The sequence below is a fragment of the Spirilliplanes yamanashiensis genome (genome assembly GCF_016863475.1).
GTDB classification, from domain to species: domain Bacteria; phylum Actinomycetota; class Actinomycetes; order Mycobacteriales; family Micromonosporaceae; genus Spirilliplanes; species Spirilliplanes yamanashiensis.
Genome location: NZ_BOOY01000004.1, coordinates 111,423 through 135,191 on the forward strand (window position 1 = coordinate 111,423; position 23,769 = coordinate 135,191).

The following is a 23,769-nucleotide window of genomic DNA, read 5'->3' on the forward strand; positions in this document are numbered from 1 at the left end:
CCTTTCGCGTTCTCGTCAGGGGTGCAGGGTCGGCTCGGTCGCCTTCTGCGCGGGCGCGGCGGGGCGCGCGGCGTTGCGGGCCTTCTCCCGCTGCTGGGTCTGCAGCACGGGACGCACCGGCGCGCCCGTGGCGGCCCCGGTGCCGGCGCGGCTGGGCTGGCGGCCCACCTCCACGTGCGCCGGGGCGTACGTCGGCCGGGCGGCCTCCGGCCCGGTCAGCTCGTACGGCGACGGCGCCGGGAAGTACGCGGGCAGGAACTCGCGCAGCATCGCGGCCTGCTCGCGCGCGGTCGCCGGGTCGGCGTCGGTGTCGTTGAGGCAGAACACGTCGACGTTGCGGTGCCGCAGCAGCTTCGCCAGCCGGATCGGGGTCTCCGGCTCGGCCAGGTCGAGGTAGTGGTAGCCGATGTCGCTGGGCACGCCGCGGCCGGTCAGCCACGCCCAGAAGTGCTGCAGCGACGACGGCAGCGCCAGGTCGGCCGGGTGCCGGAACTGGTGGCTCGCCGTGGCCGCCACCTCCGCCGGGAAGCGCTGCTCCAGCTCGGCCAGCACGCTGCGCCGCGACGGGTGCGGGGTGTGCCGCATCTTGCGCGTCACCCGCACCCCGAACGTCCGCTCGATGATGGTGCGGCTGTTCTTGCCGGCCGCGTTCACCGGCAGGTCGTCGTCGGTGCGCGGCCCCGAGCCCATCTGCGCCCCCGGCGACGGGAAGAACCGGGTCAGGCCGCCGGAGGTGAAGAACATCTCCGGGGTGGTCGGGCGGCCGAAGAACACGTCGTCGTTCAGGTAGAGGAAGTGCTCGGCCAGCCCGGGGATGTGGTGCAGGCGCGACTCGATGGCCTGCGAGTTGAACGTGGGCAGCACGCCCTCGCCGCCGAAGATCTCCCGGTGGCTGACCACGGTGATCTGCTCGTGCGACGTGTCCAGCCAGCCGGGCACCTGGTCGTCGGTGACGATGAAGACCCGCCGGATCCACGGCGCGTACGCGTGCAGGCTGCGCAGCGAGTGCCGCAGCTCGTCGTGCGACGCGTACCGGGAGGCGTTGGCCGACTGCGGGCCGGCCGTCTCCGGCTGCGCCGCCGCCCGCCGCGCCCGCCACGCCGGGTCGCTGCCGTCCACCCACGTGTAGACGGCGTCGACGGGGAAGCGCACCCGCTCCGGCGCCACCGTCGCGAACACCGGCCGGGTGCGGTACGTGGAGGTGTCGGTCGCGTCGGCGAACGGGCTGAACACCGCCTCCGGCACCATCACCGCCTGCTCCTCGGCCGGGATCTCGTCCGCCACCGGGTTCGGCCGGGGCGCGACGAACGTGTCCCCGCGCTCGGCCCAGAACTCCACGTCGCAGGCGTACGCGGCGTCGTCCCAGCTCACCGAGATCACGGCGGCGTCCTCGCGGCGCTTCGCCGACTCCACCTGCACGCCGCCCAGCCGCTCCCAGCCGGCCAGCACCGCCAGCACCGCCGCCCGGTCGCCGGCCTGCACCGCCACCGCGGTGCGCCGCGGGTCCGCCGCCGGGATGCGCAGGCACGGCACCCCGACCGCGTCCAGGGCGGTCACCACCCGGTCCAGGTTGTGCTTGCGGACGGCCGCCGGGACGCCCGTGGGCCGCGGCGCGTCCCCGGTGATCGGGGTGATCCGGCGCAGCGCGGGCAGCCGCCGGTCCTTCGGCAGCCGGGAGATGATCCGCCGCTCCACCGAGCGCAGCGCGCGCATCCGGAGCTTGAACGGAGCGAGCAGCAGAATCCGCCGTACCGGCACGCCGTCGTCCTTCCGCCGAGAGCCTGTCAGGCCCTCGCCGCAGGCCCGGTGTCGTGTCGCTCAACGGCAGATCACGGCCCCGGGTTGCGGGCCCCTAGGGGTCGCCACCGATGCGCCGGGTTGCGCGGGCGGCGCATGGTGAAGGGGGTCGTTTCCTGTCTGGGAGGTCGTCGTGGGACGTGCGGTGCTGACAGTCGTGGCCGGGGTGGCCGTCGTGATCGGCGTGGGCTGGCTGGCGGTGAACCTGCTCCAGGCGCTGGTGGGCGTGTTCGCGTACCTGCTCGTCGGCGCGGTGGTCGTCGGCGGCGGCGTCTACCTGTACGGGCGGGCCAAGCGCTCCCTCGCCCCCGGCACCCGCAACCAGCGGCGGATCGAGGCGGCGGTGCGCACCTACCGGATGCGCAACCGCTGAGGCCGGCCCGCGGCCCGGCGGCTAGGCTGGGGAGCGTCTGTAGCCTGCTGACCAACGGGAAGTTGCGCCGTGTTCGATACCCTCAGTGACCGCCTTTCCGGGATCTTCACCAAGCTCCGCGGCAAGGGCCGGCTCACCGACGCCGACATCGACGCCACCGCGCGCGAGATCCGCCTCGCGCTGCTGGAGGCCGACGTCGCGCTGCCCGTGGTCAAGGCGTTCATCTTCAGCCTCAAGGAGCGCGCCCGCGGCGCCGAGGTGTCGCAGGCGCTCAACCCGGCCCAGCAGATCATCAAGATCGTCCACGAGGAGCTCATCACCGTCCTCGGCGGCGAGGGCCGGCGCCTGCAGTTCGCCAAGCAGCCGCCGACCGTGATCATGCTCGCCGGCCTCCAGGGCTCCGGCAAGACGACCCTCGCCGGCAAGCTGGCCCGCTGGCTCAAGGCCCAGGGTCACCAGCCGCTGCTCGTCGCCTGCGACCTGCAGCGCCCCAACGCCGTCAACCAGCTCCAGGTGCTCGGCGGCCGCGCCGGCGTCGAGGTGTACGCCCCGCAGCCCGGCAACGGCGTCGGCAACCCCGTGCAGGTCGCCCGCGACTCCATCGAGCACGCCAAGCGCCAGGCCCGCGACATCGTCATCGTCGACACCGCCGGCCGCCTCGGCATCGACACCGAGATGATGCGCCAGGCCGCCGACATCCGCGACGCCGTCGAGCCCGACGAGACCATCTTCGTCATCGACGCCATGGTCGGCCAGGACGCCGTCACCACCGCCGAGGCGTTCCGCGACGGCGTCGGCATCACCGGCGTCGTGCTGTCCAAGCTCGACGGCGACGCCCGCGGCGGCGCGGCCCTGTCCGTCCGGCACGTCACCGGCCAGCCCATCCTCTTCGCGTCCACCGGCGAGAAGCTGGAGGACTTCGACGTCTTCCACCCCGACCGGATGGCCAGCCGCATCCTCGGCATGGGCGACGTGCTGACCCTCATCGAGCAGGCCGAGCAGGCCTTCGACGAGGACCAGAAGGAGAAGATGACGGCGAAGCTGCTCGGGGGCGAGCAGTTCACGCTGGAGGACTTCCTCGACCAGCTCATCGCCGTACGCCGGATGGGCCCCATCGCCAACGTGCTGGCCATGATGCCCGGCATGGGCCAGGTCAAGGACCAGCTCGCCGAGCTCGACGACAAGCACTTCGACCGGATCACCGCGATCATCCGCTCGATGACCCCGGCCGAGCGCTCCAACCCGAAGATCCTCAACGGCTCCCGCCGCGCCCGCATCGCCGGCGGCTCCGGCGTCACCGTCATGGACGTCAACCAGCTGCTCAACCGCTTCGCCGACGCGCAGAAGATGATGAAGCAGATGGGCGGCATGATGGGCCTGCCCGGCGGCAACCGCCGCAAGGCCACCAAGAGCCCGAAGAACAAGCGCAAGGGCACCAAGGGCGGCAACCGCCCCCGCACCGGCGGCGCCGGGATGCCGGCGGGCTTCCCGGGCGGCATGCCGCAGCTGCCGCCGGGGCTGGACCCGGGCGCGCTGGGCGGCGGGCAGGGGCTCCCGCCGGGCTTCAAGCTCCCGAAGCTCGACTTCAACAAGCTCACGAAGCGCGACGACGACAAGTAGTTCGCCGATGTCGGGGCCTCGAGGCCCCGACACTCCGGTAAAGCCTCTCCAGGGGCTGCGGGCGGTAGCGTGACGTCCGTAGGGTCACGCCGTCCCTGCGAGGAGGAGCCATGACAGCGGCGCTCGATCTGCCCGACCGGCAGGACTGGACCGTCGACGACCTGGCGAGCCTTCCGAAGGACCTTCGCTACGAGCTGGTCGACGGAAGGCTGATCTTGCCGTCCCCCACTGCCCTCCATCAGGACCTCGGCGTCGAGGTGCTGCTCGCTCTCCGGGCGAACTGCCCGCCCGACCTCATGCCCGTCCTCGACCTGTCGTTGCGGGTGAACCGGCGCAACGAGCCCCGGCCCGACGTCGTGGTGGTGCGCCCCGACCACGTCGACCGCAGCCCGCTGCCCGTCGAGGACGTCGTCCTCGCCGTCGAGGTCATCTCGCCCGACTCGATCTTCCGCGACATGTACGCCAAGGCGAAGGTGTACGCCGCGGCCGGCGTCCAGCGCTACTGGGTCATCGACCCCCTGCACGACGGCATCACCCTGACGGAGTTCGTGCCCGGTCCTGACGGCGGCTACGAGATCTCCGGGCACACCGACGGCGTCTTCACCACCGAGGACCCGTACCCCGTGACCGTCGACCTGCCGGCGCTGACCGCGCGCCGCAGGGCCATGCTCGCCCGCGCCCGCGCGGAAGTCCCGCCGCGGTCGTAGCCTCGACGCATGGCGCGCCGGATCCTCGGCCTCGCGGTCATCGCGCTCAGCCTGCTGACGCTCGGCGCCGCGCCGGCCGGACACCACCGCACGTACTACGTCGCCCTGGGCGACTCCCTCGCCGCGGGGTATCAGCCCGACCCGGCGGCCGGCCGGGACGAGGGCTACGTGCCCCGGGTGCACCGGGCGCTGGGGCGGCACGTGGCGTTGCGCAGCTTCGCGTGCGACGGGGCGACGACGCAGTCGCTGCTGGCCGGGGGCGGCTGCGAGTACCCGGGCGGGGCGTCGCAGCTGGCGGCGGCGGAGGGGTTCCTGCGCCGGCACCCGGTGGCGCTGGTGACGATCGACGTCGGCGGCAACGACGTGAACCGGTGTGCCCGCGGCGGGGCGATCGACCAGGCGTGCGTGCTGACGGCGCTGGGCACCGCGGCGACGAACCTGGGCGAGATCGTGCGGCGGTTGCGGGCGGCGGCGCCGCGGGCGCGGATCGTGGGGATGACGTACTACGACCCGTATCTGGCGGCGTGGCTGGCCGGGCCGGCCGGGCAGGCGGTGGCGCGGCAGTCGGTGCAGCTGACGGTGCTGCTCAACGGCATGCTGACCGGGGTGTACCGGGCGGGTGACGTGCGGGTCGCCGACGTGGCGGGCGCGTTCGCCACCACCGACCTGACGACGGTGGCGCCGCTGCCGGGCGGGGGCGAGGGGCCGCTGGCGGTGGCGCGGATCTGCGCGTGGACGTGGATGTGCAGCCGGCAGGACATCCACGCGACGAGCGCCGGGTACGCGGTGATCGCGGAGGCGTTCCTCGCCGCGGCCCGGTGATCGGGTAGGACTGACGCATGGCGTTGCATGTGCGCGGGGTCGTCCTGCCCGACGACGAGGTCCGGGATCTGTGGCTGGTGGGCGACCGGGTGACGCTGACCCCGGTGCCGGGGGCGACGACGATCGCCGACGAGGGCTGGATCGTGCCGGGGCTGGTGGACGCGCACTGCCACCTGGGCATCGCGTACGGGGCGCGGCCGATCGGGAGCCTGGACGAGGCGCGGGAGCTGGCCGCGCAGGACCGCGACGCCGGGGTGCTGACGATCCGCGACGCCGGCTCGCCGTACCCGTACCCGGAGCTGGACGACGACCCCGACGTGCCGCGACTGGTCCGCGCGGGCCGGCACGTGGCGCCGCCGAAGCGGTACCTGCGCGACATCGGCGTGGAGGTGGAGGCCGCCGAGGTGGAGCGGGCGGTGCGGGAGCAGGCGGCGGCCGGGTCGGGCTGGGTGAAGCTGGTGGGGGACTGGATCGACCGCGGGGTGGGCGACCTGGCGCCGTCGTGGGACGCGGCGACGATGACCGCGGCGGTGGCGGCGGCGCACGCGGCGGGGGCGCGGGCGGCGGTGCACACGTTCTCGGAGGAGGCGGTGGCCGTGATGGTGCGCGCGGGCGTCGACTCGGTGGAGCACGGCACGGGCCTGTCGGCCGACCTGATCGACGAGATGGCGCGCCGCGGCACGGCGCTGGTGCCCACGATGATCAACATCCGGACGTTCGGCGACATCGCCGCCAAGGCCCGGGACAGGTTCCCCGGGTACGCCGACCACATGATCGCCCTGCGCGACCGCAACGCCGCGGTGGTGCGCTCGGCGCACGAGGCCGGCGTGCCCGTGTACGTGGGCACCGACGCGGGCGGCGGCATCCGGCACGGCCTGGCCGCCGAGGAGATGCTGCTGCTGCACGCCGCCGGCATCCCGGCCGCCGACGTGCTGGCGGCGGCGTCCTGGCGGGCCCGGCAGTGGCTGGGCTTCCCCGGCCTGGTCGAGGGCGGGCTCGCCGACCTGGTGGTCTACCCGGCGGACCCGCGCGCCGACCTGGCCGTCGTGCGGGCCCCCCGGCGCATCGTGCTGAAGGGCCGCGTCGTGCGCTAGCCCGCCGTCAGCTCGTACGTGACGTCCACCAGGAAGTCGCGGCCCGCCCGGCCGCGCAGCCGCACCTCATGCCCGCCCGGGGCGAGCGGCTCGGCGCGCGCCCACAGCCCCCACACCCGCATCGCCACCGGCTTGCGGGTGCCGGTCACGCCGTTGCGCAGGGCGCCCGCCACCTCGAACGGCTCGGCGGTGAACACCTCTTCGGCCGCCAGGAACCGGCCGTCGACGGTGGCGTCGCCGGACGCCCCGTACATCTCGGGGTTGCCGGCCGCCGGGGGCGCCCACCGGTTGACCAGCGGGAAGAACAGCGGCACCCCGGCCGGGACGGTGCAGCGCCGGGTCACCGTCTCGCCGTACGTGCCCGCCAGGAAGAACACGTCGCCGGGCTGGTTGCGGTGCGCGTCGGCGCCGGTGGCGTCCGCGATGGGGTTGCTCGCCGGGCCGGCGGCGGCCGCCCAGCGCACCCAGCGGGCCGCGAGCCCCGGCAGGCTGTCGCCCGGCCACGGCAGCGGCGCCGCCTCGCGGGTCCTTCGAAAGATCGACATGCGCGAGGATCGTAGTGACGGCGGACCGCGGCCGCTGCCCCGTGAACCGCACGCCCTAGGATGTCCGGTCATGGCTCGTGTGCTCACTCCCCGTGCGGAGGACTTCCCCCGCTGGTACCAGGACCTGATCGCCAAGGCGCAGCTGGCCGACAACGGCCCCGTGCGCGGCACGATGGTCATCCGGCCGGCGGGCTACTCCATCTGGGAGCGGATGCAGGCCGAGATGGACGCCCGCATCAAGGTCGCCGGCGCGGAGAACGCGTACTTCCCGCTGTTCATCCCCGAGTCGTACCTCAAGCGCGAGGCCGAGCACGTCGAGGGCTTCTCGCCGGAGCTGGCCGTCGTCACCCACGCCGGCGGCAAGCAGCTCGCCGAGCCGGTCGTCGTGCGCCCCACCAGCGAGACCGTCATCGGCGAGTTCATGGCGAAGTGGGTCGACTCGTACCGCGACCTGCCGCTGCTGCTCAACCAGTGGGCCAACGTGGTCCGCTGGGAGCTGCGGCCGCGCACCTTCCTGCGCACGAGTGAATTCCTCTGGCAGGAGGGCCACACCGCGCACGCCGACGAGGCCGACGCCCGCGCCTACGCGCGGCGCATCCTGCACGAGGTGTACGAGGACTTCATGGTCGGCGTCCTCGGCATCCCCGTCGTGGTGGGCCGCAAGACTGGCCGCGAGCGGTTCGCCGGCGCCACCAACACCATGACCCTCGAGGGCATGATGGGCGACGGCAAGGCCCTGCAGATGGGCACCTCGCACGAGCTGGGGCAGAACTTCGCCAAGGCGTTCGACATCTCGTTCAGCGGCCGCGGCGGCGGCAAGGAGCTGGCCTGGACGACCTCCTGGGGCACGTCCACCCGCATGCTCGGCGGCCTGATCATGGCGCACGGCGACGACAACGGCCTGCGCGTGCCGCCGAAGCTCGCCCCGATCCAGGCGTACCTCATGGTGGTGAAGGCCGGCGAGGGCGTGGCCGAGGCCGCGGCGTCGCTGCGCGACGGCCTGCGCGACGCCGGCGTCCGGGTCGGCCTCGACGACCGGGTCGACACCCCGTTCGGCCGCCGGGCCGTCGACGCCGAGCTCAAGGGCTATCCGGTACGGGTGGAGCTGGGCCCCCGCGACCTCGCGGCGGGCAATGCCGTCATCGTGCGCCGGGTGACGTCCGCCAAGACCGTGGTGCCGCTCGCCAATGTCGTCGCCGAGGTCACCGCCGCCCTGGAGGCCGACCAGAAGGCCCTGCACGACGAGGCCCTGGCGTTCCGGGAGTCCCGCACCGTCGAGGTGTCGTCGCTGGCCGACGCCATCGAGGCCGCGCAGACCGGCTGGGCCCGGGTGCCGTGGTCGGCGGTCGGGCCGCAGGGCGAGACCGAGGCGAACGGCAAGGCCGTCACGGTCCGCTGCCTGGTGCGCCCGGACGGCTCCGTGCCCGACTCGGAGGACGAGCCCGGGCTGGTCGCCATCCTGGCGCGCTCGTACTGAGGATGACCCCGCTGGAGCCCGGCCGCGTCGTCCTGCACCGCAACGTGCGGCGCGGCCGGCTCGGCTGGGTCCGCCCGGCCACCGTCGTGTCCGACGACGAGCGCGGGCTGCTGCTCTGGCTGGCCCGCGGCACCGTCGTCGCCAACGAGGTGACGGCCGACGGCCAGGGCATGCGCTCGATGACCTTCGCGCAGTGGCTCACCCACTCCTACCGGCTGCAGGTCGGCCGGTGGCAGGGTCCGGGCGTGCTGAAGCTGCTGCGCCCGGACGCCGCCCACTCGGTCTGGTGGTTCCGCGACGACGCCGGCGCCTTCACCTCCTGGTACGTCAACCTGGAGGATCCGGGCGTGCGCTGGGCCGACGGCGACCTTGCCGGCGTCGACGTCGTCGACCAGGACCTCGACATCGTGGTGCGCCCCGACCGGTCCTGGGAGTGGAAGGACGAGGGCGAGTTCGCCGAGCGGCTCGCGTTCCCGGACGACTACTGGGTGACCGACGAGCGGGCCGTGCGCGACGAGGGCCGGCGGGTGGTCACGGAGATCGAGTCGGGCGCGTTCCCGTTCGACGGCACCTGGGTCGACTTCGCCCCGGACCCCGCCTGGCCCGTCCCCGACGCTCTCCCGGACGGCTGGGACCGGCCCGCCGCCCGCTGATCCCCGGGGTGACTGAGCCACCGCCGGGGGCGTCTGGCAGAATGGACCGCTGGTATCCGGCACGTGTCGTGCGCCCTCTAACCTCGGCACGTCGCCTGTCCACCGAGACTTCGGTGCCCACAATCCCCACGTGGGTGCCGACCTGCTCACCCGCGCGCCGCCCGTCTCGGGCGACGTCAACCGCTACAGGAGCGAACAGACAGTGGCCGTCAAGATCCGGCTTCTGCGGATGGGCAAGATCCGCAACCCGCAGTACCGCATCGTCGTCGCCGACTCGCGCGTCAAGCGCGACGGCCGGGCGATCGAGTACATCGGCATCTACCACCCCAAGGAGCACCCCTCGGTCATCGAGGTGAAGTCCGACCGGGTGCAGCACTGGCTCTCCGTCGGCGCTCAGCCGTCCGAGCCCGTCCAGCGCCTGCTGGAGAAGACCGGCGACTGGCAGAAGTTCAAGGGTCTGCCGGCCCCGCCGCCGCTGCTCGTGTCCGAGGCGCGGCGCAGCCAGCAGGAGATCTACGAGGCCGAGGCCAAGGCCGCCGCCGGCATCGAGAGCGCCACCGAGCGTCCCGCCAAGAAGGCCGACAAGGCCGACAAGGCGCAGGACGTCAAGAAGGCGCCGAAGGTGACCGACGGCCCCGCGGAGACCCGCGAGGAGTCGGCGCTGAAGGCCGACGACCCGGCCGGCGCCGACGCGCGCACCGAGGACGTCAAGGCGTCCGCGACCGAGGGCACGGCGGATGCCGGCGCCGGCGACGCGAACTGACGGGGCGCTCCGGCCCGCGCTGGAGCACCTCGTCAAGGGCATCGTCGACAACCCGGACGACGTCCGGGTCCGCCTGGTCGACTCGCGCCGCGGCAAGCGGCTCGAGGTCCGGGTGCACCCGGAGGACCTGGGCACGGTCATCGGACGCGGCGGCCGCACGGCCAAGGCGCTCCGTCAGGTCATCGGGTCGATCGGTGGGCGCGGCATCCGCGTCGACATCGTCGACGCGTACTGAGCCCTGAGCACCGAGCAGTCGATGCAGCTCATCGTCGGTCACATCGGCAAGGCCCACGGCATCCGCGGTGAGGTCATCGTCCATGTCCGCACCGACGAGCCCGAGGCACGCTTCTTCCCCGGGGCGGTGTTCACCACCGAGGTGAGCAACGCTCCGGGGACGCCTCCGCCCGGCGCCTACCGGGTGCCCGAGAAGCTGACCCTGGAGTCCCTGCGCTGGCACCAGGGCGCGATCATCGCCGTGTTCGACGGCATCCACGACCGCAACGTCGCCGAGGCGCTGCGCTCCACGCTGCTGACGGTGGACAGCGCCGACGTGGCGCCCCCGGAGGACCCGGACGAGTACCTCGACCACCAGCTCGTCGGGCTGCGCGTCGAGACCGTCGACGGCGAGACGCTCGGCGAGGTCGCCCGCATCGACCACGCCCCGTCCTCCGACCTCATCGTGCTGCGCAGGACCGGCGGCGGCACCGCGCTCATCCCGTTCGTCAAGGTCATGGTGCCCACCGTCGACCTCGACGGCGGCCGCGTGATCGTCGACCTCCCCGAGGGCCTGCTCGATCTCTGATGCGCGTCGACGTCGTCACGATCTTCCCCGAGTACCTGGCCCCGCTCGACCTGTCCCTCGTCGGCAAGGCCCGCGCCGCCGGCACCCTCGACCTGGCCGTGCACGACCTGCGAACGTGGACCTCCGACGTGCACCGCACCGTCGACGACTCCCCGTACGGCGGCGGCCCCGGCATGGTCATGCGCCCCGAACCCTGGGGCCAGGCCCTCGACGCGCTCGCCGGCCCGCACACCCGCCTGGTCGTGCCGTCGCCGGTCGGCGCCCCCTTCACCCAGGCCACCGCCCACGCCTTGGCCGCCGAACAGCACCTGATCTTCGCCTGCGGCCGCTACGAGGGCATCGACCAGCGCGTCCTCGACCACGCCGCCACCCGCATGCCGGTCAGCGAGATCTCCCTCGGCGACTACGTCCTGTTCGGCGGCGAGGTCGCCGTCCTGGTCATCCTGGAGGCGGTCACCCGACTGCTCCCCGGCGTCCTCGGCAACGCCGACAGCCTCGCCGAGGAGTCCCACGGGCCCGCCGGCCTTCTTGAAGCCCCCGTCTATACCAAGCCCGCGCAGTGGCGCGACCTGTCCGTGCCGGACGTGCTGCGGTCCGGCGACCACGGGCGCATCGCCCGGTGGCGGCGGGACGAGGCGCTGCTGCGCACGGCCCGGCGGCGGCCGGATCTGCTCGCGGCGCTGCCGCCGGAGGCCTTCGACAAGCGGGACCGGGCGACGTTGGCGGGGGCGGGGTTGGTGCCCGGTTCCGTGCCTGCGGCGGCGGCTGGGTCCGCGCCTGCGGCGGCGGCTGGGTCCGCGGCCTTGCCGGCGGCCGCGGGGTCGCCCTCGCCTGACGCCATCTCCTCGGGTCCGTCGGCTGCATCGTCCGGGCCTTCGGTTCCGTCCGCGCCTGAGTCCGAGTCCGCGCCGTAGCCGCGGCTTCGCCTCTCACCGCGGTGCCGCCCGCGCCTGCGGCTGCGGTCCTGCCCGCGCCTGCGGCTGCGGTCCTGCCCGCGCCTGCGGCTGCGGTCCTGCCCGCGCCTGCGGCCGTAGTCCTGCCCACGCTGCGGCCGTAGTCCTGCCCACGCTGCGGCCGGGTCTTTGCCCGAGTCGTCGGCGGGTGCCGGATCCGGGGAGTGATTTCTCGCCCGCCCGGCGGGTGTGGCAGAGTAGTGAGGTTGCCGTAGTCGGCCGCGCCGCGGCTGCCTGCGAGGTTCACCGGCCCAGGCCGGGGTTCAGAATCACCCATCCCGCGCACCGAGTGACGGTGCGCCGTGTACGACGAGGATGCAGCGATGAACACGCTGGACGCACTCGACGCCCAGTCGCAGCGCACCGACCTGCCCGTCTTCCGCCCCGGTGACACCGTCAAGGTGCACGCGCGGGTCGTCGAGGGCAACCGTTCCCGGGTCCAGATCTTCCAGGGCGTGGTGATCAAGCGGCAGGGCGACGGCCTCCGCGAGACCTTCACCGTCCGCAAGGAGAGCTCGGGTGTCGGCGTCGAGCGCACCTACCCGATCAACAGCCCGGCCATCGACCGCGTCGAGGTCGTCGTCCGCGGCCACGTGCGCCGCGCGAAGCTGTACTACCTGCGTGAGCTCCGTGGCAAGAAGGCCAAGATCAAGGAGCGCCGCGAGAAGCAGACCGCCAACTGATGATCGGCAAGATCGCGGCCTGACGATGTCCGGTTCGCCGATCTAAGCTGGGCACCAGTGAGGGATGCCGAACTCAGCCGGCTCGGATCTGCACCGCACCGGCGGTAACACCCGCACTACCGCTCGAGGGGTTGAGATGCCGCTCGGGCGGTAGTGCCGTATGTGGGGCCTGGCAAGGCGGGACGGCGGCAGGAGATGCTGGACGTGAATCCCATGGGGGGCTATCAACAGCCCACCGGCGGTCGACGTCGCCGTCGTTCCGTGGCGGCGCGGCGCAAGGAGATGCCGCTGTGGCAGGAGCTGCCGCTGCTGCTGGTGGTGGCGTTCTGCCTCGCCGTGCTCATCCGCACGTTCCTCGTCCAGGCGTTCTTCATCCCGTCCGGCTCGATGGAGGAGACCCTCCTCGTCGGTGACCGCGTCCTGGTCAACAAGGTCGTCTACGACATGCGCGATCCGCTGCGCGGCGAGGTCGTCGTGTTCCGCGGCCCCAGCACGTGGGAGGCCGAGACCCCCACGGAGCCCCTCGACAACAGCTTCTCCGCCAAGTTCGGCCGCACCATCGGCGACCTCGTCGGCGTCAGCCGCCCCGGCGAACGCGACTTCATCAAGCGCGTCATCGGCCTGCCGGGCGACCGGGTCGCCTGTTGCGACGCCCAGGGCCGCATCACCGTCAACGACATCGGCATCGACGAGCCGTACATCTTCGAGAACAGCGACCCGGACGCGCCGCCCGCGCCGGGCGAGTGCCGCTCCCGCCAGTTCGCCGAGGTCACCATCTCGCCCGGCAACATGTGGGTGATGGGCGACCACCGGCTCGTCTCGCAGGACTCCCGCTGCCAGGGCGAGGTCCCGATCGACAACATCATCGGACGCGCCTTCGTCATCGTCTGGCCCAGCGACCGCTTCGACGGCCTGTCCGTGCCACCGGTGTGGCAGGAGTTCGCCGCGCAGCAGAACGCCGCGTCACTTCCGGGTGACACCCCTCGGTCGGCGCCCAGCCCCATCGGTGCAGTCCTTACCATGCCGTTCCTCCTGACTTCGGCTATATCCGCGCGTTCCGGACTGACGAGGTGGAACCGGCGACGTAGGCTCCCTTCGTGATTGACGAGCAGACCGATAAGAAACCCGGGTCGTTCTGGAAAGAACTGCCGATCCTCCTGGGCGTGGCGATCCTCGTCGCCATCCTGGTGCGGTACTTCGTGCTCCAGACCTTCTACATCCCGTCGCCGTCGATGGAGCACACCCTCAACATCAACGACCGGGTCCTCGTCAACAAGCTCGTCTACGACTTCCGCTCCCCGCACCGCGGGGAGATCATCGTCTTCAAGGCCCCGGAGAACTGGCGCGACGGCCCCGAGACCGAGGACTTCATCAAGCGCGTCATCGGCGTCGCCGGCGACCGCGTGGTCTGCTGCGACGACCGCGACCGCATCTCCGTCAACGGCAAGGCCCTCGACGAGAGCGCCTACATCTTCCGCGACGAGAACGGCACCATGGACCAGCCCGCCAAGCAGACGTTCGACGTGACCATCCCCGCCGAACGCATCTGGGTCATGGGCGACCACCGCAGCCAGTCCGGCGACTCCCTCCAGCACTACCTGGAGACCGACGGCGACATCAGCGAGGCCACCATCCCGGAGAGCGAGGTCGTCGGCCGCGCGTTCGTCCGGTTCTGGCCGCTGAGCCGGGCCCACTGGCTCTCCGTGCCGGACACCTTCGAATCCGTACCGTCGGCGGCCCCCCGCTGAGTACGGCCTACTCTGGGCCGGTGACCGAACCGCGCACCGCCCGCACGGCCGCCCGCGTGCTGCTGGTCGACGCCCGGGACCGGGTCCTGCTGTTCCGCGGCTGGGACCCGGCCCGCCCGGGCCACCGGTACTGGTTCACCCCCGGCGGCGGCCTCGAGCCGGGCGAGACCATGGCCGCGGGGGCCGTCCGCGAACTCTTCGAGGAGACCGGGCTGTCCCTGCCCGAGCCCGCCCTGGGCGCCCCGGTCTGGCACGAGACCACGGATTTCCCCTTCGACGGCGTCTGGTACCGCCAGGAACAGGACTTCTTCCTGGTACGGGTGGAGTCGTGGGAGGTCGACACGGCGGGCTTCGACGACGTGGAGAAGGTGTCGGTCGACGACCACCGCTGGTGGTCGGTGCCGGAGCTGGCGACGACGGCGGAGAAGGTGTACCCGCTGGACCTGGTGCCGCTCCTGGAGCGGGTGGCGGGTCTGTCGGCCGCCACGCCCGTCGCTGCCGCGGTGGAGCTGCCGTCGGCGGCGTCCGCCGGTGCCTCGGCCGCCACTCCCGCCGGCGCCGCGGTGGAGCTTCCGTCCGCGGCGTCCGCCGGCGCCTCGGCCGCCGGGGGCGCCGCCGTGGCGGCCGTTTCTGTCGCAGCCTCGTCCGCCGCGGTTCTTCCGGCCGCCGCGGCCCCTTCGGCCGCCGCGGATCCGTCCCAGCCGTCCGGCGGTGGGTCGTGCTGAGTCCGTCCCGCACCGTCATCCGGCGCGAGGGCGGCATCTACGCCCTCGAGCGCGCCCTGCAGCGCCGCGGCTTCCGCAACGTGGCCGGCGCCGACGAGGCCGGCCGCGGCGCGTGCGCCGGCCCGCTCGTGGCCGCCGCCGCGATCCTGCCGGAGGGCAAGCGCGGCGAGATCGACGGCATCACCGACTCCAAGCTGCTCACCCCGGCAGCCCGCGAGCGCATCTACGCCGAGGTCGTCGAGCGCGCCCTGGCCTACGCCGTCATCGTCGTGCCGCCGCAGGAGGTCGACGCCCGCGGGCTGCACGTCTGCAACCTGGCCGCGATGCGCCGCGCCCTCGCCTCGCTCACCGTCGCCCCCGACTACGTCCTCACCGACGGCTTCGGCGTCGACGGCATCGGGACCCCCGGCCTGGCCGTGTGGAAGGGTGACCAGGTCGCGGCCTGTGTCGCCGCCGCCAGCGTGCTCGCCAAGGTCACCCGGGACCGGATCATGGTCGACCTGCACGACCGCTTCCCGGACTACGGCTTCGACGAGCACAAGGGCTACATCACCGGCGTGCACACCGACGCCCTCCGCAAGCACGGTCCGTGTCCCGAACACCGCTTCTCGTACGTCAACGTGGCCGCCGCCTCGGGCCGTGGCCACGCCCCGCCGCGCGCCCGCCGGCCCCGGTCCGCCGCCCCCGGCGCGCCCGAGGTGGAGGCCCTCGCGCTGTGGCCTGACGAGGGAGGTACCGTCGGCGTGGCGACGGGACAGCGGGCATGGCCACCGCCGCCCGTGGGGGAAGATGAGGCCATGGAGGGCGGAACACGATGAGCGCTGAGGATCTCGAGAAGTACGAGACCGAGATGGAGCTCCAGCTCTATCGGGAGTATCGCGACATCGTCCGCCAGTTCTCCTACGTCGTGGAGACGGAGCGCCGCTTCTACCTCGCCAACCAGGTCGACCTTCACGTGCGCAACTCCGACGGAGAGGTGTACTTCGAGGTGGAGATGCATGATGCCTGGGTGTGGGACATGTATCGACCTGCCCGCTTCGTCAAGAACGTGCGTGTGATGACCTTCAAGGACGTGAACGTCGAGGAGCTGGAGAAGCCCGACATCTCGCTGCCTGAAGGTAACGGCTTCGGGCAGTAGCCCCCGGAGTTATCCACAGCGGGCGGTTGTCCACAGGCCGCGTTGCGCGGGCCGCGCCCGCACGGCAGCGTGCCGCCCATGGTTCTGTGGCTGGCGGCACTCATCGCCGCGTTACTTCCGGTCGCCCCGCCGCACCCCGGCGCGGGCACCACGAGCGTGCCGGTCGCCGCCTCGGCCCGGCGTCTCGGTGGTGCGGTGCCCGCCCAGGAGCCCCTCGGCCCGGCGGGCGGCTTCCGGTGGCCGCTCGACGGCACGCCACCCGTGCTGCGCCGCTTCGACCCGCCGCCGCAGCCGTGGCTGCCCGGTCACCGCGGTGTCGACCTCGGCGCGGCCCCCGGCGTCCCCGTGCGTGCCTCCGGCGCCGGCACGGTCGTCTTCGCGGGCCGCGTGGCGGGGCGCGGCGTCGTCAGCGTCGGTCACGCCGGCGGCCTGCGCACCACCTATGAGCCGGTCGAGGCCGTCGGCACGCTCAGCGCCGGTGACCCGGTGGTGGCGGGGGAGCAGATCGGCGCGCTCGCCGCCGGCCACCCGGGGTGTCCGGCCGCCGCATGCCTGCACTGGGGCCTGCGGCGCGGCGAGCAGTACCTCGACCCGTTGCTGCTGCTGGGCCTCGGCCGGGTCCGCCTGCTGCCGCTGCACCGATGAGCCGGCGAGCGATCCGCCGGCGGGCGGCGTCAGCGCAGGGCGGCCAGCAGCGCCGGCAGCCGTTCGGCGAGGCGGTCGTACTCCTCGGGCCGGTTGTAGACCTGGGCGCTGAGCCGCAGCCAGCCGCGCCCGCCCCACGCCTCGATCTTCGCCTCGGTGGCGAGCTTGTCCGCGATGTGCAGCCGCAGCGCCTCCGCCTCGGGGAAGGTCGTGCACATGCCGGACGGCAGCGGCAGCAGCCGCATGGCGGTCGGCCCGCCTGGCTGGGGCCGGTCGGCCGGTCCGAGGCCGAGGGCGTCGCCCACCACCCGCTGGCCGTACGCGGCCAGGGCGGCGTTGTGGGCCCGGACCGCGTCGACGCCGAGGGTGCGCAGCACGAACAGCCCGGCCGGGGCGGCGAGCCAGGTCGAGTGGTCCATGCTGCCCTGCCACTCGACGCTCAGCGGGAAGCCGGCCTCCTGCTCCCACGACACGACGAGCGGTTCGATGCGCCGCCGCCAGTCCGGCGCGACGGCCAGCAGGGCGGTGCCGCGCGGGGCGAAGGCCCATTTGTGGAAGTTGCCGACCCAGAAGTCGGCGCCGAGCGCGTCGATGTCGAGCGGCAGCATTCCGGGGGCGTGCGCGCCGTCGACGAAGACGGGCACGTCGCGCTCGCGGGCGGCCGCGACGATGTCCTCGACGGGCATGAGCCGCGCGGTCGCCGAGGTGATGTGGTCGACGACGAGCAGCCGGGTACGCCCGGGCCGCAGGGCGGCGGTGATGCGGGCGACGATCTCGGGGTGGGTGGCGGTGACCGGCACGGCCACGGTCCGGGCGGTGGCGCCGGTGCGGCGGCACTCGCGGCGCACGGCGAGGGCGACCGCGCCGTACGTGTGGTCGGTGAGCAGCACCTCGTCGCCGGCCTTGAGCCGCACGGACTGCAGCACGATCGAGGCGCCGGTGGTGGCGTTGGTGACGAGCGCCGAGCCGTCCGGGTCCGCGCCGATGAACGTGGCGAGGTGCCGGCGGGTGTGGACGATGCGGTCGAGCAGCCCCTGCGTGAAGTACCGCATGGGGTTGGCGTCGACCTCGTCGCGCAGCCGCTGTTGCGCCCGCTGCACCGGGATCGGGACTGCGCCGAACGAGCCGTGGTTGAGGTGCGCGACCGCGGGGTCGAGCGAGAACAGCAGGCGCGCGCCGGGCAGCGCGGGCGGCGGGGCGCTCGGTCCGGCGGTCACTCCCCGATCGTACGTCCCGCGGTGGCGCCCGACGGGGTGAATGATCAATGGCGGCGGTCAGGCGCGCGGGTGAGCCTGCCGGAACGCCGCGCGGAGCCGGTCCATCGACACGTGGGTGTAGATCTGGGTGCTGGACAGCGAGGCGTGGCCCAGCAGCTCCTGCACGGCGCGCAGGTCCGCCCCGCCCTCCAGCAGGTGGGTGGCCGCGGAGTGCCGCAGGTCGTGCGGGCTGGTGTGCGGCAGCCCGGCGTGCTGGGCGGCGCGCGCGACGAGCCGGCGGGCGACGGTCTGCTGCAGGCGGCCGCCCTTCGCGCCGAGCAGCAGGGCCTGCCCGCTGGCGTCGGTGGCGACGGCGGGCCGCCCGTGCCGCAGCCAGGCGTCGACGGCCTCCTCGGCGGGCACCCCGTACGGCACCGAGCGTTCCTTGGCGCCCTTGCCCATGACGCGCACGACGCGGCGGTTGCGGTCCAGATCGGACAGGTCCAGGCCGCACAGCTCGCTGATCCGCACGCCGGTGGCGTACAGCAACTCGAGGGCGGCGCGGTCGCGCAGTTGCAGCTCGGGGGAGTGCTCGGGGGCGGCGGTCTCGACCAGTCCGGCGGCCTCGTCGGCGCGCAGCACGGTGGGCAGGTCGCGGTGGGCGCGCGGGGTGGCGAGCCGCCCGCCCGGGTCGGCCGCCGCCAGGCCGGTGCGGTGCGCCCAGGCCGTGAAGGTGCGGGCCGCCGCGGCCCGCCGGGCCTGCGAGGTCCGGGCCGACCCGGCCGCCAGGCGGGCCGCCAGCCACGACCGCAGGACGCCGAGGTCGATCTGGTCGACGCGGCTGGCGCCGCCGCGGGCCGCGTGGTCGAGCAGGGACACCACATCACCGAGGTACGCCCGGACGGTGTGCGGCGAGCGATTGTCCACGGCGCTCAGGTGCCGGGCGAACGCGTCCGCGGCGGCGCGCAGGTCGCCGGGCAGGGTGGCGCGGAGGTCGTCGGTGGCGCTCATCAGGGTCGACAGTCGCGCGTGGGGGCGTACCCGTCAAGCGAACCGCCGGGCCCCGCCCCGCGGCGGGGCCCGGCGGCCGGGTCGTCACCGGCAGTCGGTGGGTGCCGGGTTGGTCTTCGGCTGGTCCATGGGCCAGTTCGACCGGACGTCGTCCTGCCAGCCGCTGTTGCCGCCGCCGTCGGTGACGGTGAACGGGTCGCCGCGCCACACGCCGCCCACGCCGAGGTTCCGGGCCTGCACGCCGGTGAACGTGCCGGCGCCCTCGACCTGCAGCTGCAGCGCGTAGGTCCCGGCGCCGTCGATGCACGCCCCGTCGACGTGGACGCCGATGACGGAGTTCGCCACGGGGTACCCCTTGACCGCCATGATCGCCGAGTACGTGCTGTCCAGGAAGGAGTTGTCGCGCACGTCGATGCGGCCGTCCATCGGTCCCTCGAGGGCGTAGAACCAGAGGGCGCCGACGCCGAAGTTCCAGTTCATGTCGAGCACGCCCGCCCGCACCGTGGTGTTGCGGGCGAACGTCAGCGTGCCGTCGAACCGGGTCGAGGAGTGCCGGTATCCGGCGTGCAGGCCGCCGCCCTCGCGCACCGTGTCGGCCACGACGTTGTCCTCGACGACGTTGTCGCGCCCGCCGTACACGGCGATGCCGTTGGCCAGCACCGGCGCGATGATCGTGTTGTGGTCGAACCGGTTGTGGTGGTCCTGGTCGGCGGCCTCCGACGCCTGCGGCGTGCCGTCGGGCTTCTTGACGAAGTGCGACCACATGGCCAGCGCGTCGTCGCCGGTGTTGCGGATGAAGTTGCCGGTGACGCGTACGTGCGAGATGCCGCGGCGCAGGTTCAGCGCGTCGGCGATCTGGTCCACGATGACGTTGTCGCGCACGGTCAGCCCGCTGAACGGCCCGTCGAACCACATGCCGACCTTCGTCCGCTGGATGTACAGCCGCTCGATCACCGACCCGCCGCCCATGGCGCCGCCGATGCCGTTGACCTGCGCGTCGTCGATGCGTTCGGCGATGCTGCCGACGATGGCGAAGTCGGCGAGGCGCACCCGCGTGCTGCCGCCGTCCTCGGCGTACCGGCCGTAGAAGCCGACGCCCTCACCGGTGACGATCGAGTGCCAGTTGCCGGCGCCGGTCACCGTCACCCGGTCCACGATCACGTGCCGGTCCACCCGGAACGTGCCGGCCGGGATGTAGACGCTCGCCCGCAGCCGCTTCGCCGCGGTGATCGCCCGGTCGAACGCGTCGGCCGAGCTCCGCAGCCCGGTCGGGTCCGCCCCGAACCACGTCACCGGCAGCGCCCCGTGCGGCCGCGCCTTCGGCCGGGCGACCTGCTCGAAGTCCGCGACGTCGAGCACCGCCCACGCCACCGTGCTGTCCGCCGGCAGCTCGAACCGGACGGTGTCGCCCCGCTGCAGCTGCCGGCCCAGCAGCAGCCGCTGCTCGGCGTAGAAGTGGTGCGGCCGGAACGGCGTCGTGACGGGCCGCGTCTCCGGGATCCACCAGTCGTCCGGCGGCGTGGCCGTCGGGTCGTTCGAGAACGGGTACGTGCTGTACAGCCACGAGAACTCCGACGTCATCGTGATCCGGTGCCGCACCGTGCCGTTGAGCCGCACGTCCAGCGGCGCGGTGATCCCGCCGCCGGCGGGCGCGTCGGGGATCGCGTAGCGCACGGTCAGCGCGTTGGCCCGCCGGGTCAGCCGGAACTCGACGTACTCGCCGCCGCGGTCCAGCCGCACGGCCTTCCGGCCGGACGCCTCCGACGGCAACGTGTACGCGGTCCGGTCCGGCCCGATGACCTCGCCGTTCGTGGCGGCCGCGTTCTCCGCCTCCTGCTCCGCGAACGCGACGGCGGCGCCGCGCCCCACGGTGAGATGCGGCGGCAACGCGGCGACGGTCTCGACGCCGGCCGGCTTCGGGGCGGCGGCGGCCGGTCCGGCGGTCACGGCTGTGGTGAGGACGGTGGCGAGGACGGTCAGCGCGGCGACCACGGGGGTGCGCCGCAACGGGGAATGTCGTACGCGCATGGCGACGGCTCGATTCTGTGACGGGCCGGCCGACGGACCCGGCCGCGGCGTGCGCCTCGGGAGCGAGGCTCATCGTGGCGCCGACGTTAAATGTCGCGGTGAACCATGACAAGACCAAACGGGAAGGCGAAAGATTTCAGCAAGAGCGCGCAAGAAATGACGCAGTTCCCGGGGAGGGTGCGACGGCACCCTTGTGTGACTCGAACGTCGGCCTAGGAACTCGGAGTCGGCTCTGGTTGTTCACTGCGGGGCTGCGGCCAGGACCGGTGGGCCTCGACGTTGGCCGGCACGTGATTGCGGCGCGGCGGGCGGGTTGTTCCACCGTGCGTCGCTCGTGTTCGTCCCGATGGCGGGGCTCTCCATGCGACCGCCCGGGAGCCCCGTGCCGGATGCGGTTCGCGGGTGGTGTCGCCGGCGCTCCGATGCCGCGCGTCCTCGCCGCGGCTCGCTCGCCGTGCCGGCCGGTGGGGGCGGGGTCAGGAGCGGGCGAGCCGGACCCGGTCGGCGGGGTGCACGGCCTGGTCGCCGTCGGCGGACTGCACGACGAGGACCGGGACGCCCTCCGCCATGTGCAGCGACCGGCGCTCGGCCTCGGTGGGCATGCGGGCGCTGACGACGTCGCCGCGGCGCAGCGCCACGGTCTCCGCCGCCTCGGCCGGACGCACGAACGTGCCGCGCGGGCGCTCGACGTTGATCAGGCCCTCGGCGCGCAGGATGGCGATCGCCTGGCGGACGGAGGTGCGGCTGAGCCCGTACTCCTGCGCCAGCCGCAGCTCGCTCGGCAGCGGGTCGCCCGGGGCCAGCTCACCGGACGCGATCTGATCCCGGAGCAGGTCGGCGAGCTGCCGGAACACCGCCCGGTCCGCCGTTGGATCGATCATCCGTCAGACGGTACGTGCTCACGGTGGTAGGTCGCATTGTATGTACGTCGGCATGTCGGTATGCTCGCTCCATCGTCCACTGTGGGCGCCGCAGTCGGCGGTGACGGTCGGTGCTGCCTGAGGCCCGGCCGTCGCCGCTCCACGGGCGAGCGCTCGCACCGACACGGGGAGGAAGGCATGGCTGAACAGGAACGGCCCGGCCAGGGCGACGGCGAGCCGGACGGGGCGGATGGCCGGCGCGAGGAGACGGCTCAGCCGGATGCCGATCGGCGTGAGGTCGGTGAGCCCACCGGCGGCGGCGACGGCGGTGAGAGGCGGTCGGCGTGGGAGCCGACGGCCGAGCCGCCGGACGGGGTCGACGTTCTCGTCTGGCGGCTGGCGTACCAGCTCTACACCGACCACCGGGCGCACACCGACAACTTCTGCGTGACGTGCCGGCAGTTCTGGCCCTGCTCGGTGCGGCGCTTCGCCGAGAGCGCGCTGACCAACGCCCTGAACCCGGGCGGCCGGAAGCACAACGGCGAGGCCGGCCCGGAACGCGGCTGAGCCGGGCCGTGCCGGCGGCCAACGACGCAGAGGTCAGGGGCGGCGGCCGTGGGGGTGCGGCCGCCGCCCGGGCCGCAAGAAGGGGAAGGGGTGTGGGGTCAGGCCGGAGGGCTGGGGCGGCGGCGGGTCGCCGTGGGGGAGAGGGTGAAGCCGTCGTTGCGGCGGTGCACCAGGTCGAGGGTTTCGAGCAGCGGGAGGCGGCGCAGCACCGTCCGCAGGTCCAGGCCGGCCCGGGCGGCCAGTTGGTCCGGCAGCGCCGTGCCGCGGCGGGGCACCACCTCCAGCAGGCGTGCGGACTCCTCGTCGAGACCGTCGCGCGGGTCCTCGCGCCCGCGCGGCAGCGGGGCCAGGTCGTCGCCGATGCGGCCCACCTCCTCCAGGACGTGGGGGAGACCGGTGACGGCGCGGACCTCCGGGTTGCCGCGCAGCAGTTCGTGGCAGCCGACGGACAGCGCCGACGTCACCGGGCCGGGCACCACCATCGCGCGGCGGCCCAAGGCGAGGGCGCGGTTCAGGGTCTGGCGGGCGCCGCTGCGGGCCGCCGCCTCCACGACGACCGTGCCCGCCGTCAGGGCGGCGATGACGCGGTTGCGGATCAGGAAGCGGTGGCGCAGCGGCTCGGCGCCCGGTGGCCACTCGCTGATCAGCAGGCCCTCCTCGGCGATGCGGTCGAACAGGGCGGCGTTGCCCATCGGGTACGGGCGGTCGACGCCGCACGCCAGCACCGCGACCGTGATGCCGCCCGCGTTCAGGGCCGCGCGGTGGGCGGTGGCGTCGATGCCGTACGCGCCGCCGGACACCACCGTCCACTCGCGCTCCGCCAGGCCGAAGGCGATGTCGGAGGCCACGTGGACGCCGTAGTTGGTGGCCGCCCGGGCGCCGACGACCGCCACCGCCCGTTCCACGGCGTCGTTGACCGGGGGTTCGCCCCGCACCCACAGACACAGCGGCGGGCTGGTGTCGCGTTCGAGCTGGCGGCCCGAGTGCATGAGGTTCAGGCGGGCGAGGTCGTCGACGCCCGTGGGCCACTCGTCGTCGCCGGGCACCACGACGCGGGCGCCGAGGCGGTCGGCGCGTTCCAGTGCTGTGGCGGAGATGCGGTACGGGTCGCCGGCGGCCGTCTTCGTCAGCACCGCCGCGCGCAGGGAGGGGTCGGCGGTGTTGCCCGCCACCAGTTCGGCCAGCGCCGCGACCGCGCCGTGGCGGCGGACCATGTCGTGCACGATGCGGTGCCCGGGCTCGGCCAGCCACGTCAGGGCGACGCGGGCCATCCGGTCCTCGTCGTCGGGGGCGGCCCCGGCCGCCGCCCACACCGAGGGACCGGGCGCAACAGCGGCAATATCCGCCGCCCACGTCGAGGGGCCGGGCGCGGCGGCGGCCCTGTCGGCCGCCCACGTCGAGGGGACGGGCGCGGCGGCGGCACTGTCGGCCGCCCACGCCGAGGGTTCGAGCACGACGGCGGCACCGTCCAGTTCGGACGGTGGGCCAGGCGGGGGCGCGTCGGACGGTGGGCCAGGCGGGGGCGCGTCGGACGGTGGGCCAGGCGGGGGCGCGTCGGACGG

25 protein-coding genes and 1 pseudogene are annotated in these 23,769 nt (G+C 73.7%); 19 read left to right on the forward strand and 7 right to left on the reverse strand.

From position 1 onward, the window contains the following. Nucleotides 1-15: 15 nt before the first annotated feature. The gene (locus tag Sya03_RS04100; RefSeq protein WP_203936790.1) at nucleotides 16-1,758 is read right to left on the reverse strand and encodes a stealth family protein; all 1,743 of its coding nucleotides are present in this window, start codon (nucleotides 1,756-1,758) and stop codon (nucleotides 16-18) included. Nucleotides 1,759-1,942: 184 nt separating this feature from the next. Between Sya03_RS04100 and Sya03_RS04105 the strand changes: the two genes are divergently transcribed. The 5 genes from Sya03_RS04105 (at nucleotide 1,943) to Sya03_RS04125 (ending at nucleotide 6,413) form a co-directional block, all read left to right on the forward strand. After that, entirely contained in the window at nucleotides 1,943-2,170 is a 228-nt protein-coding gene (locus tag Sya03_RS04105; RefSeq protein ID WP_239107096.1) for a hypothetical protein, read from the forward strand. A gap of 69 nt (nucleotides 2,171-2,239) precedes the next feature. After that, nucleotides 2,240-3,790: a signal recognition particle protein gene (ffh, locus tag Sya03_RS04110; RefSeq protein ID WP_203936792.1), complete on the forward strand. Its 1,551-nt coding sequence runs from the start codon at nucleotides 2,240-2,242 to the stop codon at nucleotides 3,788-3,790. 110 nt (nucleotides 3,791-3,900) lie between these two features. Continuing rightward, complete coding sequence (locus tag Sya03_RS04115; RefSeq protein WP_203936793.1) at nucleotides 3,901-4,497, forward strand: Uma2 family endonuclease; 597 nt, start codon at nucleotides 3,901-3,903, stop codon at nucleotides 4,495-4,497. A 9-nt stretch (nucleotides 4,498-4,506) separates the two neighbouring features. Beyond that, a complete protein-coding gene (locus Sya03_RS04120) occupies nucleotides 4,507-5,319 on the forward strand; it encodes an SGNH/GDSL hydrolase family protein (RefSeq protein ID WP_203936794.1) in 813 nt (270 codons plus the stop codon). A 17-nt stretch (nucleotides 5,320-5,336) separates the two neighbouring features. Then, complete coding sequence (locus Sya03_RS04125) at nucleotides 5,337-6,413, forward strand: amidohydrolase family protein (protein WP_203936795.1); 1,077 nt, start codon at nucleotides 5,337-5,339, stop codon at nucleotides 6,411-6,413. On the opposite strand, the gene Sya03_RS04130 is transcribed toward Sya03_RS04125, so the two are convergent. After that, complete coding sequence (locus Sya03_RS04130; RefSeq protein WP_203936796.1) at nucleotides 6,410-6,958, reverse strand: hypothetical protein; 549 nt, start codon at nucleotides 6,956-6,958, stop codon at nucleotides 6,410-6,412. The genes Sya03_RS04125 and Sya03_RS04130 overlap by 4 nt on opposite strands. A 70-nt stretch (nucleotides 6,959-7,028) precedes the next feature. On the opposite strand from Sya03_RS04130, the gene proS reads away from it, so the two are divergent. The 13 genes and pseudogenes from proS to Sya03_RS04195 all read left to right on the forward strand — a co-directional run bounded on the left by proS (nucleotide 7,029) and on the right by Sya03_RS04195 (nucleotide 16,545). Then, nucleotides 7,029-8,435 carry a proline--tRNA ligase gene (gene proS / locus Sya03_RS04135; protein ID WP_203936797.1) on the forward strand — a complete coding sequence of 469 codons (1,407 nt, stop codon included), beginning with the start codon at nucleotides 7,029-7,031 and terminating at the stop codon, nucleotides 8,433-8,435. A 2-nt stretch (nucleotides 8,436-8,437) separates the two neighbouring features. After that, nucleotides 8,438-9,088: a ribonuclease FAU-1 family protein gene (locus tag Sya03_RS04140; RefSeq protein WP_203936798.1), complete on the forward strand. Its 651-nt coding sequence runs from the start codon at nucleotides 8,438-8,440 to the stop codon at nucleotides 9,086-9,088. Nucleotides 9,089-9,290: 202 nt separating this feature from the next. Beyond that, nucleotides 9,291-9,851, forward strand: a complete 561-nt coding sequence (rpsP, locus tag Sya03_RS04145) for a 30S ribosomal protein S16 (protein WP_203936823.1) — start codon at nucleotides 9,291-9,293, stop codon at nucleotides 9,849-9,851. Next, on the forward strand, nucleotides 9,826-10,086 hold the full coding sequence (locus Sya03_RS04150; protein WP_203936799.1) for an RNA-binding protein: 261 nt from the start codon (nucleotides 9,826-9,828) through the stop codon (nucleotides 10,084-10,086). The genes rpsP and Sya03_RS04150 overlap by 26 nt, the downstream gene beginning before the upstream one ends. A 21-nt stretch (nucleotides 10,087-10,107) precedes the next feature. Then, nucleotides 10,108-10,653, forward strand: coding sequence for a ribosome maturation factor RimM (rimM, locus tag Sya03_RS04155; protein WP_203936800.1), 546 nt, complete (start codon nucleotides 10,108-10,110; stop codon nucleotides 10,651-10,653). After that, a pseudogene (gene trmD / locus Sya03_RS04160) lies at nucleotides 10,653-11,387 on the forward strand (tRNA (guanosine(37)-N1)-methyltransferase TrmD); the annotation flags it as partial. The gene rimM and the pseudogene trmD, both read left to right, overlap by 1 nt. Nucleotides 11,388-11,929: 542 nt before the next feature. Beyond that, nucleotides 11,930-12,289, forward strand: a complete 360-nt coding sequence (gene rplS / locus Sya03_RS04165; RefSeq protein ID WP_203936802.1) for a 50S ribosomal protein L19 — start codon at nucleotides 11,930-11,932, stop codon at nucleotides 12,287-12,289. Between the two features lie 195 nt (nucleotides 12,290-12,484). After that, nucleotides 12,485-13,390, forward strand: coding sequence for a signal peptidase I (lepB, locus tag Sya03_RS04170; protein ID WP_203936803.1), 906 nt, complete (start codon nucleotides 12,485-12,487; stop codon nucleotides 13,388-13,390). Next, a complete protein-coding gene (gene lepB, locus Sya03_RS04175; protein WP_203936804.1) occupies nucleotides 13,387-14,037 on the forward strand; it encodes a signal peptidase I in 651 nt (216 codons plus the stop codon). The genes lepB (Sya03_RS04170) and lepB (Sya03_RS04175) overlap by 4 nt, the downstream gene beginning before the upstream one ends. A 20-nt stretch (nucleotides 14,038-14,057) precedes the next feature. Beyond that, nucleotides 14,058-14,762 (forward strand): NUDIX hydrolase, encoded by a 705-nt coding sequence (locus Sya03_RS31710; protein WP_306892277.1) that lies wholly within the window; start codon nucleotides 14,058-14,060, stop codon nucleotides 14,760-14,762. After that, nucleotides 14,756-15,580 (forward strand): ribonuclease HII, encoded by an 825-nt coding sequence (locus Sya03_RS04185; RefSeq protein ID WP_203936805.1) that lies wholly within the window; start codon nucleotides 14,756-14,758, stop codon nucleotides 15,578-15,580. The genes Sya03_RS31710 and Sya03_RS04185 overlap by 7 nt, the downstream gene beginning before the upstream one ends. Then, on the forward strand, nucleotides 15,577-15,900 hold the full coding sequence (locus tag Sya03_RS04190; RefSeq protein WP_203936806.1) for a DUF2469 domain-containing protein: 324 nt from the start codon (nucleotides 15,577-15,579) through the stop codon (nucleotides 15,898-15,900). The genes Sya03_RS04185 and Sya03_RS04190 overlap by 4 nt, the downstream gene beginning before the upstream one ends. Nucleotides 15,901-15,978: 78 nt before the next feature. Next, nucleotides 15,979-16,545: a murein hydrolase activator EnvC family protein gene (locus tag Sya03_RS04195; RefSeq protein ID WP_370872114.1), complete on the forward strand. Its 567-nt coding sequence runs from the start codon at nucleotides 15,979-15,981 to the stop codon at nucleotides 16,543-16,545. A gap of 29 nt (nucleotides 16,546-16,574) precedes the next feature. Here the strand turns inward: Sya03_RS04195 and Sya03_RS04200 are convergent, their stop codons facing one another. The 4 genes from Sya03_RS04200 to Sya03_RS04215 all read right to left on the reverse strand — a co-directional run bounded on the left by Sya03_RS04200 (nucleotide 16,575) and on the right by Sya03_RS04215 (nucleotide 21,661). Further along, nucleotides 16,575-17,762 (reverse strand): aminotransferase class V-fold PLP-dependent enzyme, encoded by a 1,188-nt coding sequence (locus Sya03_RS04200; RefSeq protein ID WP_239107097.1) that lies wholly within the window; start codon nucleotides 17,760-17,762, stop codon nucleotides 16,575-16,577. 57 nt (nucleotides 17,763-17,819) lie between these two features. Continuing rightward, nucleotides 17,820-18,752 (reverse strand): tyrosine recombinase XerC, encoded by a 933-nt coding sequence (locus tag Sya03_RS04205; RefSeq protein ID WP_203936808.1) that lies wholly within the window; start codon nucleotides 18,750-18,752, stop codon nucleotides 17,820-17,822. 84 nt (nucleotides 18,753-18,836) lie between these two features. Next, the gene (locus tag Sya03_RS04210; RefSeq protein WP_203936809.1) at nucleotides 18,837-20,780 is read right to left on the reverse strand and encodes a glycosyl hydrolase family 28-related protein; all 1,944 of its coding nucleotides are present in this window, start codon (nucleotides 20,778-20,780) and stop codon (nucleotides 18,837-18,839) included. 476 nt (nucleotides 20,781-21,256) lie between these two features. Beyond that, nucleotides 21,257-21,661 carry a GntR family transcriptional regulator gene (locus tag Sya03_RS04215; protein WP_203936810.1) on the reverse strand — a complete coding sequence of 135 codons (405 nt, stop codon included), beginning with the start codon at nucleotides 21,659-21,661 and terminating at the stop codon, nucleotides 21,257-21,259. A 177-nt stretch (nucleotides 21,662-21,838) separates the two neighbouring features. Here Sya03_RS04215 and Sya03_RS04220 point away from each other — a divergent pair, with 177 nt between their 5' ends. Then, nucleotides 21,839-22,207, forward strand: a complete 369-nt coding sequence (locus Sya03_RS04220) for a hypothetical protein (RefSeq protein WP_203936811.1) — start codon at nucleotides 21,839-21,841, stop codon at nucleotides 22,205-22,207. Nucleotides 22,208-22,305: 98 nt separating this feature from the next. On the opposite strand, the gene dprA is transcribed toward Sya03_RS04220, so the two are convergent. Beyond that, nucleotides 22,306-23,478 (reverse strand): DNA-processing protein DprA, encoded by a 1,173-nt coding sequence (dprA, locus tag Sya03_RS04225; RefSeq protein ID WP_203936826.1) that lies wholly within the window; start codon nucleotides 23,476-23,478, stop codon nucleotides 22,306-22,308. Nucleotides 23,479-23,769 lie beyond the last annotated feature (291 nt).

Coding starts and splice junctions, on each gene's coding strand:
- Sya03_RS04115 (WP_203936793.1), top strand. CDS start 3,901: ATGACAGCGGCGCTCGATCTGCCCGACCGGCAGGACTGGACCGTCGAC.
- Sya03_RS04120 (WP_203936794.1), top strand. CDS start 4,507: ATGGCGCGCCGGATCCTCGGCCTCGCGGTCATCGCGCTCAGCCTGCTG.
- Sya03_RS04125 (WP_203936795.1), top strand. CDS start 5,337: ATGGCGTTGCATGTGCGCGGGGTCGTCCTGCCCGACGACGAGGTCCGG.
- Sya03_RS04130 (WP_203936796.1), bottom strand. CDS start 6,958: ATGTCGATCTTTCGAAGGACCCGCGAGGCGGCGCCGCTGCCGTGGCCG.
- proS (WP_203936797.1), top strand. CDS start 7,029: ATGGCTCGTGTGCTCACTCCCCGTGCGGAGGACTTCCCCCGCTGGTAC.
- Sya03_RS04140 (WP_203936798.1), top strand. CDS start 8,438: ATGACCCCGCTGGAGCCCGGCCGCGTCGTCCTGCACCGCAACGTGCGG.
- Sya03_RS04150 (WP_203936799.1), top strand. CDS start 9,826: ATGCCGGCGCCGGCGACGCGAACTGACGGGGCGCTCCGGCCCGCGCTG.
- rimM (WP_203936800.1), top strand. CDS start 10,108: ATGCAGCTCATCGTCGGTCACATCGGCAAGGCCCACGGCATCCGCGGT.
- rplS (WP_203936802.1), top strand. CDS start 11,930: ATGAACACGCTGGACGCACTCGACGCCCAGTCGCAGCGCACCGACCTG.
- lepB (WP_203936803.1), top strand. CDS start 12,485: ATGCTGGACGTGAATCCCATGGGGGGCTATCAACAGCCCACCGGCGGT.
- Sya03_RS04190 (WP_203936806.1), top strand. CDS start 15,577: ATGAGCGCTGAGGATCTCGAGAAGTACGAGACCGAGATGGAGCTCCAG.
- Sya03_RS04195 (WP_370872114.1), top strand. CDS start 15,979: ATGGTTCTGTGGCTGGCGGCACTCATCGCCGCGTTACTTCCGGTCGCC.
- Sya03_RS04205 (WP_203936808.1), bottom strand. CDS start 18,752: ATGAGCGCCACCGACGACCTCCGCGCCACCCTGCCCGGCGACCTGCGC.
- Sya03_RS04210 (WP_203936809.1), bottom strand. CDS start 20,780: ATGCGCGTACGACATTCCCCGTTGCGGCGCACCCCCGTGGTCGCCGCG.
- Sya03_RS04215 (WP_203936810.1), bottom strand. CDS start 21,661: ATGATCGATCCAACGGCGGACCGGGCGGTGTTCCGGCAGCTCGCCGAC.
- Sya03_RS04220 (WP_203936811.1), top strand. CDS start 21,839: ATGGCTGAACAGGAACGGCCCGGCCAGGGCGACGGCGAGCCGGACGGG.
- dprA (WP_203936826.1), bottom strand. CDS start 23,478: ATGGCCCGCGTCGCCCTGACGTGGCTGGCCGAGCCCGGGCACCGCATC.